General features: G+C 63.6%; 17 protein-coding genes and 1 tRNA gene. 8 read left to right on the top strand and 10 right to left on the bottom strand.

Features of this window, described 5'->3' with window-relative positions; genetic code table 11:
• Positions 1-13: 13 nt before the first annotated feature.
• The 4 genes from rfbC to RFM52_RS07270 form a co-directional block, all read right to left on the bottom strand.
• Positions 14-568, bottom strand: a complete 555-nt coding sequence (gene rfbC, locus RFM52_RS07285; protein ID WP_320294820.1) for a dTDP-4-dehydrorhamnose 3,5-epimerase — start codon at positions 566-568, stop codon at positions 14-16.
• Positions 561-1,451, bottom strand: coding sequence for a glucose-1-phosphate thymidylyltransferase RfbA (rfbA, locus tag RFM52_RS07280; protein WP_320294819.1), 891 nt, complete (start codon positions 1,449-1,451; stop codon positions 561-563). Before rfbA ends, rfbC begins: the two co-directional genes overlap by 8 nt.
• A 222-nt stretch (positions 1,452-1,673) precedes the next feature.
• The gene (locus RFM52_RS07275) at positions 1,674-2,264 is read right to left on the bottom strand and encodes a biotin transporter BioY (RefSeq protein WP_320294818.1); all 591 of its coding nucleotides are present in this window, start codon (positions 2,262-2,264) and stop codon (positions 1,674-1,676) included.
• Positions 2,265-2,286: 22 nt separating this feature from the next.
• Positions 2,287-2,412, bottom strand: a complete 126-nt coding sequence (locus RFM52_RS07270) for a hypothetical protein (RefSeq protein WP_320294817.1) — start codon at positions 2,410-2,412, stop codon at positions 2,287-2,289.
• A 73-nt stretch (positions 2,413-2,485) separates the two neighbouring features.
• Between RFM52_RS07270 and RFM52_RS07265 the strand changes: the two genes are divergently transcribed.
• Positions 2,486-3,394, top strand: a complete 909-nt coding sequence (locus RFM52_RS07265) for an MBL fold metallo-hydrolase (protein ID WP_320294816.1) — start codon at positions 2,486-2,488, stop codon at positions 3,392-3,394.
• Positions 3,395-3,397: 3 nt separating this feature from the next.
• Here the strand turns inward: RFM52_RS07265 and RFM52_RS07260 are convergent, their stop codons facing one another.
• Both RFM52_RS07260 and RFM52_RS07255 read right to left on the bottom strand, forming a co-directional pair.
• Positions 3,398-4,183, bottom strand: a complete 786-nt coding sequence (locus RFM52_RS07260; protein WP_320294815.1) for a DUF1499 domain-containing protein — start codon at positions 4,181-4,183, stop codon at positions 3,398-3,400.
• A gap of 82 nt (positions 4,184-4,265) precedes the next feature.
• Positions 4,266-5,894 carry a fatty-acid--CoA ligase gene (locus RFM52_RS07255; RefSeq protein ID WP_320294814.1) on the bottom strand — a complete coding sequence of 543 codons (1,629 nt, stop codon included), beginning with the start codon at positions 5,892-5,894 and terminating at the stop codon, positions 4,266-4,268.
• 190 nt (positions 5,895-6,084) lie between these two features.
• Here RFM52_RS07255 and RFM52_RS07250 point away from each other — a divergent pair, with 190 nt between their 5' ends.
• The gene (locus tag RFM52_RS07250; RefSeq protein WP_320294813.1) at positions 6,085-6,441 is read left to right on the top strand and encodes a hypothetical protein; all 357 of its coding nucleotides are present in this window, start codon (positions 6,085-6,087) and stop codon (positions 6,439-6,441) included.
• A 115-nt stretch (positions 6,442-6,556) separates the two neighbouring features.
• Entirely contained in the window at positions 6,557-6,946 is a 390-nt protein-coding gene (locus RFM52_RS07245) for a DUF427 domain-containing protein (protein WP_320294812.1), read from the top strand.
• Between the two features lie 260 nt (positions 6,947-7,206).
• Here RFM52_RS07245 and RFM52_RS07240 read toward each other — a convergent pair whose 3' ends face one another.
• From RFM52_RS07240 to ppdK, 3 genes are all read right to left on the bottom strand, one after another.
• On the bottom strand, positions 7,207-7,917 hold the full coding sequence (locus RFM52_RS07240) for a polysaccharide deacetylase family protein (protein WP_430699239.1): 711 nt from the start codon (positions 7,915-7,917) through the stop codon (positions 7,207-7,209).
• Positions 7,918-8,067: 150 nt separating this feature from the next.
• Positions 8,068-9,165, bottom strand: a complete 1,098-nt coding sequence (locus RFM52_RS07235) for a glycosyltransferase family 9 protein (RefSeq protein ID WP_320294810.1) — start codon at positions 9,163-9,165, stop codon at positions 8,068-8,070.
• 524 nt (positions 9,166-9,689) lie between these two features.
• Entirely contained in the window at positions 9,690-12,377 is a 2,688-nt protein-coding gene (gene ppdK, locus RFM52_RS07230) for a pyruvate, phosphate dikinase (protein ID WP_320294809.1), read from the bottom strand.
• Positions 12,378-12,595: 218 nt separating this feature from the next.
• Here ppdK and RFM52_RS07225 point away from each other — a divergent pair, with 218 nt between their 5' ends.
• The 5 genes from RFM52_RS07225 (at position 12,596) to RFM52_RS07205 (ending at position 16,789) form a co-directional block, all read left to right on the top strand.
• Positions 12,596-12,940, top strand: a complete 345-nt coding sequence (locus tag RFM52_RS07225; protein ID WP_320294808.1) for a VOC family protein — start codon at positions 12,596-12,598, stop codon at positions 12,938-12,940.
• 102 nt (positions 12,941-13,042) lie between these two features.
• A complete protein-coding gene (locus RFM52_RS07220) occupies positions 13,043-14,467 on the top strand; it encodes a phosphomannomutase (RefSeq protein WP_320294807.1) in 1,425 nt (474 codons plus the stop codon).
• Between the two features lie 98 nt (positions 14,468-14,565).
• Positions 14,566-15,546, top strand: coding sequence for a GDP-mannose 4,6-dehydratase (gmd, locus tag RFM52_RS07215; protein WP_320294806.1), 981 nt, complete (start codon positions 14,566-14,568; stop codon positions 15,544-15,546).
• Positions 15,543-16,526, top strand: a complete 984-nt coding sequence (locus tag RFM52_RS07210) for an NAD-dependent epimerase/dehydratase family protein (protein WP_320294805.1) — start codon at positions 15,543-15,545, stop codon at positions 16,524-16,526. The genes gmd and RFM52_RS07210 overlap by 4 nt, the downstream gene beginning before the upstream one ends.
• 188 nt (positions 16,527-16,714) lie before the next feature.
• Positions 16,715-16,789 (top strand) — tRNA-Gln (locus RFM52_RS07205).
• Positions 16,790-16,814: 25 nt separating this feature from the next.
• Here RFM52_RS07205 and RFM52_RS07200 read toward each other — a convergent pair.
• Entirely contained in the window at positions 16,815-17,762 is a 948-nt protein-coding gene (locus RFM52_RS07200) for an acetamidase/formamidase family protein (protein ID WP_320294804.1), read from the bottom strand.
• Positions 17,763-17,852: the final 90 nt, after the last annotated feature.

Raw genomic sequence — 17,852 nt, 5'->3', positions numbered from 1 at the left:
CCGCCGTCCCTCCTCACGCGAAGACCTCCGCCGCGCCAAGCAGAGGCGCCTTGCGATCCTTGTCCGAAAGCTGGAACCCGCCGGCAATTGCCGGCCATTCGATACCGATTGCAGGGTCGTCGAAACGGATCGACCGGTCATGCTCGGGCGAATAGGTGTCGGTCACCTTGTAGAGCACCTCGGTATCCGGCACGAGCGTGACGAAGCCGTGCGCGAAGCCTTGCGGCACCAGGATCTGGTTGCCCTTCTCGGCCGATACTTCCAGCGCCTCCCATTTGCCGAATGTCGGCGAGGTGCTGCGGATGTCGACCACGACATCGAGCAGGCTGCCCCGGATGACGCGCAGCAGCTTGGCTTGCGCGCGCGGCGGCAGCTGGTAATGCAGGCCGCGCAGCACGCCTGCCGCTGCGGAATAGGAATGGTTGTCCTGAACGAAGACGAGATCGATGCCGGCCTCCGCGAAGCGTTGGGCATTCCAGGTCTCGCTGAAAAAGCCGCGCGCATCGCCATGCCGCTTCGGCACGATCTCCAGCACGCCGTCGAGGCCGAGCGGCCTGACCTCAAGCACCACGTTCCTCCATCAGGTCGGCCACCCGCCGGCGCAGATAGGCTGCATATTCGTTCTTGCCGAGCCGTGCGGCGCGCTCCAGCACCTTGTCGGCGCTGATCCAGTCCTGTTCCAGCGCAATCTCCTCCGGGCACGCGATCTTGATGCCCTGGCGATGCTCGATCGTGCGCACGAAAGACGATGCCTCGAGCAGGCTGTCATGCGTGCCGGTGTCCAGCCAGGCATAGCCGCGGCCGAGGCGGTGAACATGCAACTCGCCACGCTCGAGATAGACATTGTTGACCGCGGTGATCTCGAGCTCGCCGCGCGCCGAAGGACGGATCGTCGAGGCGATGTCGACCACGTCGTTGTCGTAGAAATAGAGACCGGTCACGGCCCAGTTGGACTTCGGCTTTTGCGGCTTCTCCTCGATCGTCAGAGCCTTGCCGGTAACCTTGTCGAAGGAGACCACGCCATAACGCTCGGGATCATCGACATAGTAGGCGAAGACCGAGGCGCCGCCATCGCGCGTCGCAGCCTCGCGGCACAGCTGCGGCAGGCCGCCGCCGAAATAGATGTTGTCGCCGAGGATCATCGACACGCTGTCCTTGCCGATGAAGTCACGGCCGATGATGAAGGCTTCGGCGAGGCCGTTGGGCTGCGGCTGCTCGGCATAGGACAATTCCAGCCCGAATTCGGAACCGTCGCCCAGCAAAGCCTGGAAGACCGGCAAGTCGCGCGGAGTTGAAATGACCAGAATCTGGCGAATTCCCGCGAGCATCAGAACGCTCAGCGGGTAATAGATCATCGGCTTGTCGTAGATCGGCAGTATCTGCTTAGAAACCGCTAATGTAAGCGGATAAAGGCGTGTTCCGCTGCCACCCGCAAGGATAATTCCTTTCAACAAGCTCTCCTTGAACTACCGCGGCCCCCGCCTCGACGCCAAGTTGCCCGTGCTTAGGTTTCGGGCGCTGGCTTGTCAATGTCGGCTTTGACTGCTTCCCGACGCTGGTTCACCACTTTCTATCATCCGGCATGCGCTGGTTTCGAGCGAAATCCGACCGCGCCATGAAAAAGGGCCGGCGGGCGCCTGTCGCCCGCCGGCCCCTTTTCTCGTCGATCGTTCTCAGCCGCGCTTGAGCAATGCCCACACGGCCGGCACCAGGCTGGCGGCCAGAGCCACCTTGATCAGGTCGCCGACGATGAAAGGCAGGACGCCGAACTGCCAGGACTTTTCCGGCCCGATGAGGATCGCCAGCCAGGCAAAACCCATCGCCATCATCACGACCTCCGCCGTCAGCATGGCGCCGAACAGCTTGAACGGATTGCGGTCCCAGCCGCGATCGGCCGCCCAGCCGGCGATCGCCGCCATGACCACGAAGCCGGCGAGATAGCCGCCCGTCGAGCCCAGCATGTAAACGATGCCGATGCCCTTTTCCGGCGTGCCCTGGAAGACCGGCAAGCCGAAAGCGCCTTCGGCGAGGTAGAGAAGAAGCGTGGCGACGGCCAGCCGCAGGCCGAACGCCGAGGCGATCAACAGCACGGCGAGCGTCTGCAGCGAAAGGTCGACCGGGCCGAGCACCACTTTGGTCTTGGCCGAAAGCGTGAGCAGCAGGGTTCCGGCGAGCGCCAGGAAGAGCTGCGTCGCGAGCCGGGCAGCGCCCCGATCCGGCAGGGTGAGAGAAACAAGCGGGCGCATCGTGGTTGCAGTTGCCATGGTCTTCCCCGTTCTGGCTAATTCACTGGGTGGCTGATTTGCCGGCTTTAAAGCGCATCACGCAAGAGCGGATTGAGGCGATGCGCTTCAAAAATTTGTCTTGATGCGTGTCGTTCTCCCAAAACCGCTGCGCAGTTTTGGGCGACATGCATTGATTTTCCTATATTGGCTTCCGTATCGGGCGGCAATCACTTTGCCGCATTGCAGCGGAGCTAGCCGGCATGGCCCTTGAATTCGACACCAGCTTCGATCCCGCCTATGGCCGGGCGGTTGCGGTTGCACCGGACGTGCTGCGCGTCACCGCCAGAAATCCGAGCCCGTTCACCTTCCACGGCACCAACAGCTATCTCGTCGGCCGCGACACGCTGGCGGTGATCGATCCGGGGCCGCAAGACGATGCCCATCTCGAAGCGCTGCTTACGGCGATCGCCGGCCGCCCGGTCAGCCACATCTTCGTCAGCCACACCCATCGCGACCATTCGCCGCTCGCGGCGCGATTGAAAGAGCTGACCGGCGCGCCGACGCTTGCCGAAGGCCCGCACCGGCCGGCGCGGCCTTTGCGCATCGGCGAGGTCAATCCGCTCGACGCCAGCGCCGACCTCGGCTTCGCTCCCGATGTCGTGCTGGCCGACGATGCGCTGACCCAGGGCGACGGCTGGGCAATCCGAACCGTGCTGACGCCCGGCCACACCGCCAACCACGCCGTGTTTGCCCTCGAAGGAGCCGGAACCCTGTTTTCAGCCGACCATGTCATGGCGTGGTCGACCTCGATCGTTGCGCCGCCGGACGGCGCCATGGCCGACTATATGAGCTCCCTCGACAAGCTCTTGGCGCGCGACGATCGCTTGCTGTTGCCGGGCCATGGCGGACCTGTTACCGCGCCGCAAGGGTTCATGCGCGGTCTCAAGACACATCGCAAGATGCGCGAAAGGGCGATCCTGGAACGCATCCGCGCCGGAGACCGGACGATCGCGGAAATGGTCGCGGCGATCTATCGCGACACAGACCCGCGGCTGCATGGCGCGGCCGGCCTTTCGGTGCTTGCCCATATCGAGGATCTGGTCGCGCGCGGCTTGATCATCACGGACGGCGATCCGGCCATAGACGGCGTTTTCGCGCCCGCTGCGTAGGCTCTATTCGGCTGGCGCCGCTCCGACTTGCCCGGCGACCTCCTGGTCGAGCTCGCCAAGGAAATCCGTGATGCGGGCGGCATTGTCGCCGAGGTCGTAGCGGCCGTAGCGCGAGGCCGAGCGCATGTCGACGATGACCTGCTCGCCGTCGTCGGTGACGCGGATGGCGACGTCGGCCGGCAGTCCGAGCACGAAGCCCTTGGCCAGCGCATTGATCGTCGCCTCGCTCTGACCGTTGATGTCGGGATAAGGCGCCGTCAGCTGCCAATCGCGGCGGTCGAGCACGGTTTCGACAGCGTCGACGACGGTTTCGAAAGGCAGGTTGTAGCTGCGCCCGCTAACCAGCGGATAGGCATCGGCCTGCAGGCTCTGTTCTCCCGGGGTCGGCAACGACAGCTCGTTCATGTCGGCGGTGCGATCGCTGGTGTCCAACACCGGCGGATCGTCGAGATCGGTCGAGATGTCGCGCAGCGGCGGATAGATCGTCGCCCAGTAGACGGCGACGCCGTAGGGCGCCAGCACCAGAAGCGCCAGCAGCGCGCCGATCGAGAGATCGCGGCCGCCGCGATCGCCGAAACTCCAGACCCTGGACAAACCGAGACCGGCCAGCAACAGGGCAAGCGCCGCCAGCAGCGCCACGAGCGCCAGCACCCACAGGAAAGGCGGCGTCTCGACGAGACCCAGCCTATAAGCGGCAATGACGGTGAGCAAAAGGACGAGGGAAAATGCCCCGATCCGCCGCGACCAGCCGGCCGCGCTTGACGTCTGCCGTTCAGGAATAGATGCCATTCTTTGCCGTGTCGTCCCAACCCGGGCCGAGAGTTAGCGGTTTTTGGCGCCGGCTTGAAGCCGAAAGATCGAACATTTTTCGTCAATCCGTCGGCAGGCGGTAATCCTTGAACTGGTCGCGCAAGCTGGTCTTCTGGATCTTGCCGGTGGCGGTGTGCGGAATTTCGCCGACGAAGGCCACGTCGTCGGGCATCCACCACTTCGCCACCTTGCCGCTCATGAAGGTGAGGATGTCGCCCTTGCTCGGCTGCCTGCCGGGCTTGCTCACGACGACGAGCAAGGGCCGCTCACCCCATTTCGAATGCGGGATGCCGATGGCCGCCGCCTCAGCCACGTCCGGATGGCCGACAGCGAGATTCTCGAGATCGATGGTCGATATCCATTCGCCGCCCGATTTGATGACGTCCTTGGCGCGATCGGTGATCTGCATGTAGCCGCTGGCGTCGATATGGGCGACATCGCCGGTGTCGAACCAGCCATCGGCATCGAACTGCTCGGCGCCGGCGCCGCCATAATAGGCGCGCGCCACCGCGGGGCCGCGCACCTTGAGATGTCCGAAGGTCTTGCCGTCCCAGGGCAGCGCGTTGTCGTCGTCGTCGGTCACTTTCATTTCGACGCCGAAGGGCGGAAAACCCTGCTTACCCTGGACATCGAGCCGCGCCTCGCCGGTCAGCGTCTCATATTGCGGCTTCAGGGTGCAGAGCGTGCCCAGCGGCGACATTTCGGTCATGCCCCAGGCATGCACCACCTGCACATCGTAATTTTCCTGGAACTTCGCGGTGATGGCGCGCGGACAGGACGCCCCGCCGATGACGACCTTCTTCAGGTAGGGCAGCTTCTTGCCGGTCTCCTCCAGATATTGCAGCAGCATCATCCACACGGTCGGCACGGCGGCGCTGAACGTCACCTTTTCGGTGTCGAGCAATTCGTAGATCGAAGCGCCGTCCATCCTGCAGCCGGGCATCACCAGCTTGGCGCCGATCATCGGCCCGCTCTGGCCGAGACCCCAGGCATTGGCGTGGAACATCGGTACGACAGGCAGGATCACATCCCGGGTGGATATGCCCATGGCGTCAGGCATGGCGGCCATCATGGCGTGGAGAACATTGGAGCGGTGGCTGTAGAGCACGCCCTTCGGGTCGCCCGTCGTGCCCGAGGTGTAGCACATGCCGGCTGCGGTGTTCTCGTCGAAGGTCTTCCAGGCGAAGGCGCCGTCGGCCTCGGCCAGCCATTCTTCATAGGCGACGGCATTTGCCAGCGAGGTTTGCGGCATATGCGCCCGGTCGGTCAGCACGATCACCTTTCTCAGCGACCGGACCGCACCGGCGATCTTTTCCAGGAGCGGCACGAAGGTCAGATCGACGAAGATCGCCTTGTCCTCGGCATTGTTCATGATCCAGGCGATCTGCTCGGGAAACAGCCTCGGGTTGAGCGTATGATAGATCGCGCCGATGCCCATGATGCCGTACCAGGCCTCGATATGGCGAGCCGTGTTCCAGGCAAGGGTCGCGATGCGGTCGCCAAGCGTGAAGCCGTCACGATCCAGCCGTTGCGCGACCTTGAGCGCCCGGTGATGGATTTCGGCAAAGGTGGTGCGCACGATCGGGCCTTCGATCGAACGCGACACGACCTCCCGGCTGCCGTGCTGGCGTTCCGCATGGTCGATCAGCTTGTGGCAAAGCAGCGGCCATTCCTGCATCAATCCGAGCATCTGTTCCTCCCCTTCGCGCATTCGCGTCGTTTGTTTCACGCATTGTGGAACGAACCGGCGGTTTGTCCAGCCGCCATAAGTCGAAGCCCGTGGATGGATCGAAGAACCGGAAAAACCGCCATAATCCGGCCATCGTCGCCGTTAAGTTTCATTAACGGGCTGGGTGAGATTGGCGAATGGAGTGGTTCGCATGGACGCGCAGCTCGACGATAAAGCCCTCGAAAGCACGCTTGCCGAAAGTCTGGACGATTTGACGCCGGACACCAAAATTGTTTCCGATGATGAATTTGCCGAAGTCGTCGGCGGCGCGCTGGAGGCCGTCGGCGGAACGTTACTGTTCAAGATGCGCGTCGAAAACGGCGCCGAGGGCGAGCATGTCGCCGCGGCCTGCATCGGCAATGCCGACAATCGTCAGTTCCTGCTGCTCACGCTGCCGGCCAGCGGAGGCGCGCTAAAGGTCGAGACCGCGGCGAGGAGCACCAATCCGGTGGCGGGCATTGCCGCCGCCTATGCCGGCCTCATGGATGCCTTCAAGACGGCCGCCTGACGCCGACTCGCCCGGGGCGACAGACGTTCAATGAATGGTGATGGCGCCTTGCGCGGCGCAAGCTTGCACGAGGCGGGTGCTCGACACATGTAAGTCTCCCCCAAGGAGACCATTCATGGACAAGCTTGCCAATCCAGCCCCCGGCTTTCAACGCAATCCCGACAAGGTGATCACGGTCGAATCTTATCGCGGCACCGTCACTGTCCGCGCTGGCGACAGGATCATCGCCACATCGACTGCGGCAAAGATTCTCTCGGAGCCACCTTACCCGGCCGTTTTCTACATCCCGTTCGACGATATCGATTTCGGCAAGCTCGCCCCGACCGACCATTCGACACATTGCCCATACAAAGGCGATGCCAGCTACTGGAGCGTCCAGCCGGCCGGCGAAGCCGGCAAGAATGCGATGTGGGCTTATGAGCATCCGTTCGACGAAATGGTCGAGATCCGCAATCACGGCGCGTTCTACACGAACAAGGTGACGGTCGAAGCCACGCCCGGTTGAGCGACAGGCTGGATTATCACAGACGTTTGAGATCGGCCGAAACGCCTTTCCGTCGTCATTCTATGGCGAAGCAAGGAGCGAAGCGACGCGGCGATGACCATAGAATCCATTCCGTGACTTCGAAGCCACGCCATGGTCCGGAATTCTGCTCCGCTGCGCCCTATGATTAAGGTAACGGAACGGATTCCAGGGTCTTCGCGACGGAGCTGCGCTCCTGCTCCGCCCTGGAATGACGAGGCTACGACCCCTCGCCCCGCCCCTCAATCCGTCGTGCCGTCATTGCCTACGGCATCGTCGAGGCGCACGAAGGTCATGCCCTTCTGCTTCAAGGCGAGCAGCCCCTGGACCACGCCCTCGCCGGCCGCATGGGTCGGCTGGTTGATGTGGGCGATGATGACGTCGCCGTCCTTGGCGGCGCCGATGCGGCGCGCCGTTTCCTTCGCGCCGAGCAGCGAGCCGCCGTCGCCATTGACCGAGAAGCCGGCGACCTTGAAGCCCAGCTTGCGGATCATGGCGATCGCCGAGGGGCTGTATTCGGCGGTTGCGCCGCGAAACCATTTCGGCGCCGGCCCGCCTGCGCCGGCCAAGGCGGCAGCGCCGGATTCAACCTCGGCCTGCACGGCGTCCGGACTGCCGGCGCTGCGGATGCCATAGATCTTCTGCGGCGTATCGACCGCCGGAATGTGGCGGCCGCCGTGGTTTTCCAGTTCGAACAGATCGGGATGGGCCCGCATGATCTCGACGGCTTCGGCATTGCGCTTCAGCCAGATGCCGGTGACGAAGATCGTCGCCGGTATCCTGTTGTCGACGAGCGCCGAGAGTATCCTCGTGTCGGTCTTTCCGCCGCAGGCATCGAGCGTCAGGGCGACGCGCCCGCCGCCGCCCTCGACGCCCTGCGGCTTCACATGAAGCTTCGGTTCGAGCAAGGCAGTGGCATTGCCCGCCGACGCGGTGAACACCGACAGCGCCATCGCGCAAAGAGCGTTTCGAAACACGCGCATTCCTTATTTCAAGTCCTTCATATCGAACGTTTTGCCACATGAAAACCGCGCCCAAAGGCGACCGGCATCAAGGCGAAAATCAGGATGCCCAACCCGCAAACGCGGAATTTTCCCGCAATATCAAACCGTGCTGTTGAGGGCCACCTCTGTCCGCGACAGAAGCTCGCGCACGGCATCGACGACCGAGGCCACTTCGACGCGCCAGACGCAGCATGCCTTGCTCGGATCGGTCCGGTGACACAGGTCGCCGCCCACGCAGTCGCAAGGCATGGATGGTCGCATCGAAATGCTGGGCGCACCGACCGGCCCCCACCGGATCGGGTTGGTCAGACCAAACAGACCGACCACCGGCGTGCCGGTTGCCGCCGCCATGTGCATCGGGCCGCTTTCGTTGCCGAGAAACATCCGTGCCTCCTGGAGCAGCGCCAGCAACGTTTCCAGCGATAGTGCCCCTACCAGATTGACGACCGGCGTGCTGACCATGGCCATGATCTGATCGTTCGCCTCGGCCTCATCGGGACCGCCAACCAGAACGACGGAGAGACCGGTTTCGGTCGATATCGTGTCGATGGCTGCGGCGAAGCGCTCGGGCAGCCACCGGCGCCCCGGGAAGCTTGCACCGGCATGCACCACCATGAAGGCTTTGCGCCGAAGACCGGAGTTGTCCAGCAAGGCCAGGGCCCGCGCCGTTTCCAGCGGCAGCGGCTGGATTGAGGGAGCCTTCACACGTAGATCCACGCCAAGCGCCTCCAGCGGCGAAAGATAGCGATAGAGAAAATGCCTCTCGCCGTAGCCGAACGGCTTTGCCTGGACATTGATGGATTGGCGCTCGAAACGACGCAATGGGTGTTCCGACGGATAGTAGCCGACCCGGGTCTTCGCATTGACGACCATGGCGATGAAATGCGACGTTCTTGAATCGGTCAGGTCGATGGTCATATCGAAGCCGAACCGGCGTAGATTGCGGATTACTCGCCAGAGTTCCAGGCCGCGCTGCAATATAGTGCCGCGCGCACTGCCACGCCTGAAAGTAACGGTCTCGGACGCGATCCCGTGTGCGGTCAGGAAGCTTCCGAAACGGGCCTCGCAAAGGAAGACAACCCTGGCGCCGGGATATGCGATCTGGAGATTCTTCGCCAGCGCGGAGGCAAGAATGAGATCGCCGATGTACTTCGTTTGCAGGATCAGGATCGAGCGGACGGGGCCAACCGGCAACATCCTTGACCGGGCTCCGGACGGATCGGACTCCAGGGAGCTGGGCTGGGACATCGACATGCGGGACCATCACGCGTATTTCAAGGTGATCTCATATACAGGACGATCAGGCCCTGGGCCACAACGACTCTTGCGAGCCACCAAGCGCCTCGAGGCGGCCGACGGGCGGCAGCTCGCGTTCCCGCCCGAGCGGCGAACCGCGCACCAATAAATTCAGTGTCGAAATGTGCCTTGAAACGGTGTCGAGATTCAGGGCCGTGACACGCACGTTCGCGTGACATTGCATACAAAATCGTAAGGTACCCGAATGTCCTTAAAGCGCGCCGCGCCGAAACGGATTCAGGCGGTGCGCTTCAAGTCTTTGTTTTGACGCGTGTCCCAGAACCGCTGCGCACTTCTGGGCGACATGGTCTTTGCCTCGATACATGTCGTTGTCCCGGAACCGCTGCGCACTTCTGGGCGACATGGTCTTTGCCTCGATACATGTCGTTGTCCCGGAACCGCTGCGCACTTCTGGGCGACATGCATTAGGAACCGCGTATTGGAGCGCTCTTCGCCGCCGCCACGGCAGCCTGCGCGGCGGCCAGCCTGGCGATCGGCACCCGGTAGGGCGAGCACGACACGTAATCGAGGCCGACCTCCTCGCAGAAACGGATCGAGGCCGGATCGCCGCCATGCTCGCCGCAGATGCCGAGCTTGATGCCGGGCCGCGTCGCCCTGCCTTTTTCTGCCGCGATCCGCACCAGCTCGCCGACGCCGTCGATGTCGAGCGACACGAATGGATCCTGCTCGATGATGCCCTTCTGCCGGTATGTTTCGAGGAAGGACGCGGCATCATCGCGAGAGATACCAAAAGTCGTCTGCGTAAGATCATTGGTGCCGAAGGAGAAGAATTCGGCCGCTTCGGCAATGACATGTGCGCGGATCGCTGCGCGCGGCAGTTCGATCATCGTACCGGTCAGGTAGTCGATCTTGGTGCCGGTCTCCTGCATGACGCTCTGCGCGACCGCATCGATGCGCGCCTTGACATATTCCAGCTCCTTCACGAGGCCGACCAGCGGCACCATGATTTCCGGCACCACCAGCGCTCCGGCCTTGTGGCCGGCCTCGACCGCCGCCTCGAAGATGGCGCGTGCCTGCATCTCGGCGATCTCCGGATAGGAGACGGCGAGCCGGCAGCCGCGATGGCCGAGCATCGGGTTGAATTCGTGCAGCGCATCGGTGCGCTGCCTCAGCTTGTCGGCCGACACGTTCATGGCCGAGGCGACCTCGGCGAGCTCGGCCTCGGTCTTCGGCAGGAACTCGTGCAGCGGCGGGTCGAGCAGGCGGATCGTCACCGGCAGGCCGGCCATGATCTCGAACAGTTCGAGGAAGTCCGAGCGCTGCATGGGCAGCAGCTTGTCCAGCGCCGCTCGCCTGTCCTTCTCGGTGTCGGCGAGGATCATCTCGCGCATGGCGACGATGCGGGCGCCATCGAAGAACATATGCTCGGTGCGGCACAGCCCGATGCCCTCGGCGCCGAAGGAGCGCGCCATGCGCGCGTCGAGCGGCGTTTCGGCATTGGTGCGCACCTTCATGCGACGCGCGGCGTCGGCCCATTCCATGATGGCGGCGAAATCGCCCGACAGCTCCGGCTGCAGCATGGCTACAGCGCCTTTTAGCACCTGGCCGTTGCCGCCGTCGATGGTGATGGTGTCGCCCTTGCGGAAGGTCTGGCCCATCGAGAGCAGCGTGCCGGCCTTGTAGTCGACGCGCAGCGAGCCGGCGCCCGACACGCAGGGCTTGCCCATGCCGCGCGCCACCACCGCGGCATGACTGGTCATGCCGCCGCGCGTGGTGAGGATGCCTTCGGCGGCATGCATGCCGTGGATGTCTTCGGGGCTGGTCTCGATGCGCACCAGGATGACTTTACGCCCTTGCGCCCTGGCGTCCTCGGCATCGGCGGACGAAAAGACGATCTCGCCGGTGGCCGCACCCGGCGACGCCGGCAGGCCCATGCCGATGACATCGCGCGCAGCCTTCGGGTCGATGGTCGGATGGAGCAGTTGATCGAGCGAGGCGGGATCGATGCGGGCGACGGCCTCCTCCTTGGTGATCAGCCCGTCCTTCGCCATGTCCACGGCGATCTTCAGCGCCGCCTTGGCGGTGCGCTTTCCAGAGCGGGTCTGCAGCATCCACAATTTACCGCGCTCGATGGTGAATTCGAGGTCCTGCATGTCGCGGTAGTGCTTTTCCAAGCGGTCGGAGATGTCGACGAAAGCCTGGAAGGCGTCGGGCATGAGCTTCTGCAGCGACGGCTTGTCGGAACCGGCGGCGATGCGCGCCGCCTCGGTGATGTTCTGCGGCGTGCGAATGCCGGCCACCACGTCCTCGCCCTGGGCGTTGACCAGGAACTCGCCGTAAAGCTGCCTGTCGCCGGTCGAGGGATTGCGGGTGAAGGCGACGCCGGTCGCGGATGTCTCGCCCATATTGCCGAACACCATGGCCTGGACGTTGACGGCCGTGCCCCAGCTTTCCGGGATGTCGTGCAGGCGCCGGTAGGTGATGGCGCGGTTGTTCATCCAGCTCGAGAACACGGCGCCGATCGCGCCCCACAGCTGCTCCCGCGGATCCTGGGGGAAAGGCTTGCCGAGCTCTTCCTCGACCTTGGCCTTGTAGAGCGAAATCACGCTCTGCCATTCCTGGGCCGAAAGCCCGGTGTCGAGCTCGTGGCCGAGGCTTGCCTTCTGGTCCTCGAGGATTTCCTCGAACACCTCGTGGTCGAGGCCCATCACGACGTCGGAATACATCTGGATGAAGCGGCGGTAGCTGTCGTAGGCAAAACGCGCATCGCCAGAATCGGCGGCCAAGGCCTCGACCGTCTCGTCGTTGAGGCCGAGATTGAGCACCGTGTCCATCATGCCGGGCATGGAGGCGCGGGCACCGGAGCGCACGGAGACCAGGAGCAGCTTCGACGTATCGCCGAAGCGGCGGCCGGTGATCCGGCCGATATGGTCGAGGGCGGAGACGACATCCGCCTCGAGCCCGCCGGGATAGGTGCGGCCGTTGGCGTAATAGGCGTTGCAGACTTCGGTGGTGATGGTGAAACCGGGCGGCACCGGCAGCCCGAGGCTGCACATCTCGGCCAGATTGGCACCCTTGCCGCCGAGAAGATTGCGGTCACCGGCACGGCCTTCGGCGGCACCGTCGCCGAAGGTGTAAACCCACTTGGTCATGCTAGCCCTCCAGTTCGTGGAAGATAGAACACCCCGGACGATGGCCCGGTTCCCCGCCTTCCCCGACCCGAGCGATAGGATGCTGCAGTGCGAAAGGCAAGGCACTGGCCTGATCGCCGCCGAAACTACAATCGATTAAGCAAAAGCTGCGTCAAAAAGACTTGCCGGACGGGTCCGGCGCGATATAGAACATAACAGGAACATATTGGAGTAGCGTGATGAAACTCAACGGAAAACTCGACTATCTCGAACTGCCGGCGACGGGCGGCACGCTGGACAGCGTCAAGTCCTTCTACAGCGCCGCTTTTTCATGGTCATTCACCGACTACGGCCCGACCTATGCCGCCTTTGCCGAAGGGCTCGACGGCGGCTTCCAGACAGACGCCGGCGAAGCCCCGGCCAAGCCACTGCCCGTGCTCTATTCCGAAAACCTTGAGGAAACGCTGGACGCGGTCGAGAATGCCGGCGGCGTCATCGTCAAGCCGATCTTTTCCTTCCCAGGCGGCAGGCGGTTCCACTTCACCGATCCGGCCGGCAACGAACTGGCCGTTTGGGGACATTAGGAAAGACACGGGATTTCGAGTTGTTTTTTGCTGTTGACAGCCGGGGGGCAGCCGGGCTCATTCCAATGAGCGGCGGCAATCTTCCAACAGCAAAGCAGACTGATGAAATTCGGCTCAAGCGGCGTTCGGGGTTTGGCTAGCGAATTGGTTGGAAGGCCAAGCGGACTTTATACCGAGGGTTTCGCCCGGCGCTTGCGGTCGACTGGATTTCAGCAGGGCAAGGTCTTCGTCGGGCGTGACCTGCGCGACAGCAGCCAAGCGATTGCGCAAGACTGCATGGCGGCGCTGGCCGCAAGCGGCTTCCAGCCGGTCGATTGCGGCCCCATCCCAACGCCCGCGCTTGCCTATTTTGCCCGCCTGCACGGTGCCGCGGCGCTGATGGTGACCGGATCGCACATTCCCGCCGACCGCAACGGCATCAAGTTCTATGGGCCGAAGGGCGAGATCGACAAGGCGGACGAGGCCTCAATCACGCAGGCGGTCGCCGAGTTGTCGGACCACTATCCCTGGCCGCCGGCCCATGCGGACTGGCAAAGCGGCCATGAACAGGCGCTCGCGGCCTTTCGAGACCGGGTTGGCGGCATTCTCGCCCCTGGCGCCCTTTCGGGCATGAGGCTCGGCGTCTACCAGCACAGCACCGTCGCGGGCGAGTTGCTGGTCGAGGTCCTGAGATCCTTTGGCGCCGACGTGATGCCGATCGGGAAAACGGACGTTTTCGTGCCTGTCGACACGGAGGCCGTCGGCCCGGAAACGATGGCGAAGGTGAAGGACTGGGTGCGCGAATTCAAATTCGACGCCGTGCTTTCCGCCGACGCCGATGCCGACCGTCCTCTCGTCATCGACGACGAGGGCGAGCTGTTCCGCGGCGACCTGATCGGGCTGGCGACGGCGCTCTTCCTCAAGGCCGACATGGTGGTGACGCCCGTAACGTCCAATTCGGGCATTTCACACGCTTTCGGCTTCGAAGTGGTGAGAACGAAGGTTGGATCGCCCTTCGTCATAGCGGGCATGGAGGCCGCGCAATCGACCGGCGGCATCGTCGTCGGTTTCGAAGCCAATGGCGGGGTTCTCCTGGGCTCGGACTGCCTGGTGAACGGCAGGACCTTGTCGGCGCTGCCGACGCGGGATTCGTTCTTGCCCATCCTGGCGGTTCTGGGCACGGCGGGATCGACGGGCAAATCGCTTTCGGGCCTGCGCAAAACCTGGAACCTTCCGGTCTGCGCCAGCGAACGGCTCGAGAATTTCCCTGTCGAGGCATCGCGCGGCTTGATGCGCAAGCTCGCCGACCGCGATGCGTTGCGGCAATTCCTTGCCCCCTTCGGCACCGTCGCGGATGTCGATGAGACCGACGGTCTCAGGGCACGGATGACCAGCGGCGAGATCATCCATCTGAGGCCTTCCGGCAACGCCCCGGAATTTCGTTGCTATGCCGAGGCCGCCAGCGCCGACAAGGCGACCGAAATTGTGGCAATGGCGCTGGAACGGGCGCGGGACACCACACTGGCGGATGAACCAGAGGCCGTGTAACGAAAGTGGCGCCGGCGGTTGCCGCAGGCCTGAAGCGCGGCTGGTTAATAACAAGGGGGCTCGCGCACCCGCATCTCGCTCGATCCCAGAAAGCATCCATGACAAGGACAGCATTGATAACCGGCATTACGGGGCAGGACGGCGCCTATCTGGCCCAACTCCTGCTTTCGAAGGGTTACAGCGTCCACGGACTGGCGCGACGGTCGAGCACGGCCGTCAACACCGCGCGGCTGAAATGGCTGGGCATCGAGAACGACGTGCGGATCGTGGACGGCGATCTCACGGACCTGTCGGGCCTGACCCGGACCATGCGCGACGTAAGGCCGGACGAGGTCTACAACCTTGCCGCTCAGTCTTTCGTCAAATCCTCATGGCAGCAGCCGATCCTGACGGGCAACGTCACCGGCATCGGCGTCACGAATGTTCTCGAGGCGCTGCGTCTCGAAATCCCCGAGGCGCGTTTCTATCAGGCTTCGTCTTCGGAGATGTACGGCCTTGTCCAGGAGCCGGTGCAGTCTGAGACCACGCCTTTCCATCCCCGCTCCCCTTATGCGGTGGCGAAGGTCTACGGTCACTGGATCACCGTCAACTATCGCGAAAGCTTCGGCCTGCACGCTTCGAGCGGCATCCTGTTCAATCACGAATCGCCGCTGCGCGGCATCGAATTCGTGACACGCAAAGTCACCGACACCGTCGCGCGCATCAAGAAGGGCCTGGCAAGGGAACTGCGCCTGGGCAACATCGACGCCAGGCGCGACTGGGGCCACTCCAGGGACTATGTCCGCGCCATGTGGCTGATGCTGCAGCAGGACCAGCCCGACGACTATGTGGTCGCCACCGGCAGGACGACGACGGTGCGCGACATGTGCAGGATCGCGTTCGAGCATGTCGGGCTGAACATGGACGACCATCTCGTCATCGATCCCGACCTGTTCAGGCCGGCGGAAGTCGAAATCCTGCTCGGCAATCCGGCCAAGGCAAAGGCGAAGCTTGGATGGGAAGCGACGATCTCCCTGGAAGAGATGATCCGCGAAATGGTGGACGCAGATCTGGCGCGCCACTTCGCCGCCAGGCGTTGAAGGAAGCGGCCGGCATGCGCGTTTTGATAACCGGTGCCAACGGGTTCGTCGGCCCCTATGTGCGCGACGCGCTGCGTAGCGTTTGCGGCGATGGCGTTGCCGTTGCCGCGACCTCCAAAGATGGCGGTCCGCATCCCGCCTTCGGCCAGGTCGAAGAGCTGGACGTGACGGACCCGGCCGCCGTCCAGGATGCCATTGTCCGTCACCGGCCCAGCCATGTCATTCACCTGGCGGCGGTCGCGGCCCTGGGCGCCGCCCAGGCCGATCCCCGCAACACCTGGCGCATTCATGTGGGCGGCGCGCTCAACGTGGCCAATGCCATAATCGACAAGGCTCCGGGCTGCTGGCTGGTTCATGTCGGGTCGGGCCTGGTCTATGGCGAGAGCGCCAAGACCGGGCGGCCGCTCGACGAAGGCACGCTTCTTGCTCCGATCGACGACTACGCCGTGACCAAAGCCGCGGCTGATCTCGCGCTCGGCGCGCTTTCACGCCAGGGGTTGAAGTGTGTCCGGATGCGCCCCTTCAACCATACCGGCCCGGGTCAGACCGAAGCATTTGCCGTGCCGGCTTTCGCCATGCAGATTGCACGGATCGAAGCAGGCCTGGCTCCGCCGGTCATCCGCGTCGGCAATCTCGATGCGCGGCGCGATTTCCTAGATGTGCGCGACATCGCCGACGCCTATGCCCGCGCGGTGCTGAACAGCCGCGACCTCGCCCCGAACAGCATTTTCAATGTCGCATCCGGCGTGTCCTGGCGGATGGGAGACATCCTCGATCGGCTGCTGGCCTGGAGCAGCGTCAAGATAGCCACGGAGCAGGATCCCCTGCGGCTGCGACCGAGCGACCTGCCATGCATCGTCGGCGACGCGACCCGCGCCCGGACCCTGCTTGGCTGGGCGCCCGGGCATTCCTTCGAGGATACGCTCGCGGCCGTCCTGGAGGATTGCCGCGCGCGCGTGGCCGAGGTCCCGGAAGCCTGAGCTGACCTGCTCACGGCCGGCACAAGCGCGAAGCCGCGTGGGGCTTGCGATCCATCCCCGGCGATCGTGGCGACCAACCGGCCGGGAATGGCGGCCCTTATCGCTGCCGATTTTAGTTGATCTCCCGGCATTGAGCTTTGCCTCGCCTCGTCCTATAAGGCCGCGCGCAGCGGGCATGCCCCGCATGCTGGGGCGTCGCCAAGTGGTAAGGCATCGGTTTTTGGTACCGACATTCCCAGGTTCGAATCCTGGCGCCCCAGCCAACCGTCATCGAGCAAATCCGACCGGTCAACGACTTGATGGTGTTGTCCCGTCAGCCGATGGAGGCCGGTTCGAAAGCCATCGCTTTTCGACCAGGCAGACCATCGTATAGGCAGGGTCAAAAACGTTTCCGACGTGATAGCGGACAACCTGCCCCATCAGATGCGACGCGGCCGTCGCGGACAATCCATAGTCGCTGGTCAACCAGTTCAGCATATCCGTCGTTGCGTGCTGAAGAGCCTGGTCAAGTGGGCGTGCGTTGCCGACAGAGAAAATGTGCGTCTCGTTCTCACCGCGAGGCCATACCAGCCGCCTGCTTTTTTCCACAGTCAAGCGTAGCTCGACTTCAAAGCAGGTTTCGATCCCGGTTCCGACGATCTCACCATCGCCCTGCGCTGCATGACAATCGCCCGCGAAGAAGAGCGCACCCTCCACGGCAACGGGAAACCAGACGGTCGCGCCGGGCCGAAACCCGCGGTAATCCATGTTCCCGCCATTCTCCGCGCTTGTCGCGGTGGAGAAAGCCTGACCCATCGACGGCGCCACGCCAAAGCAGCCGATCATCGGCTCGAGCGGCAAAACGAAGTTCTCGAGACCTGGCGGCGGCTCCTGCAGCCTCACCGTCCGCGATTCGAGGTCGATCCGCCAGGTGACTGTATCCCGTGCCGGCAGTCCACGAGCAGCCTCAGGATCGACGACGTTTGCGGCCAATGACGAGATCGTCCAGCCGGAGGGGCGGATCGGGTCCATGCGCAGGATGTCCACGCGCAACGCGTCACCAGGCTCGGCCCCCGTCACGAAGATCGGGCCGTTCATCGGGTTTGGACCATGAGCCGGCCGCCCACCGTTCTTGTCGAAGCCCCGAGCGTCGAGCGTTTCCGTGATCACGATATCGCCGGACGCGATTGTGAGCGCCGGCGTGATCGTACCGAGGACATTGTGCCAAGTGGAGTTGATCAGCTTGTGCGTTGCCATCAGATGGCAGTAACGAAGGCTTTGCCGCGCGGCAAGTGGGTGGATTGAGCTCCTGGTGCCCCGCCTGCTGGGGCGCCGCCAAGTGGTAAG

The organism is Mesorhizobium humile (assembly GCF_033977215.1).
Lineage (GTDB): Bacteria > Pseudomonadota > Alphaproteobacteria > Rhizobiales > Rhizobiaceae > Mesorhizobium > Mesorhizobium humile.
This window is presented reverse-complemented; position numbering and strand designations above follow the sequence as displayed.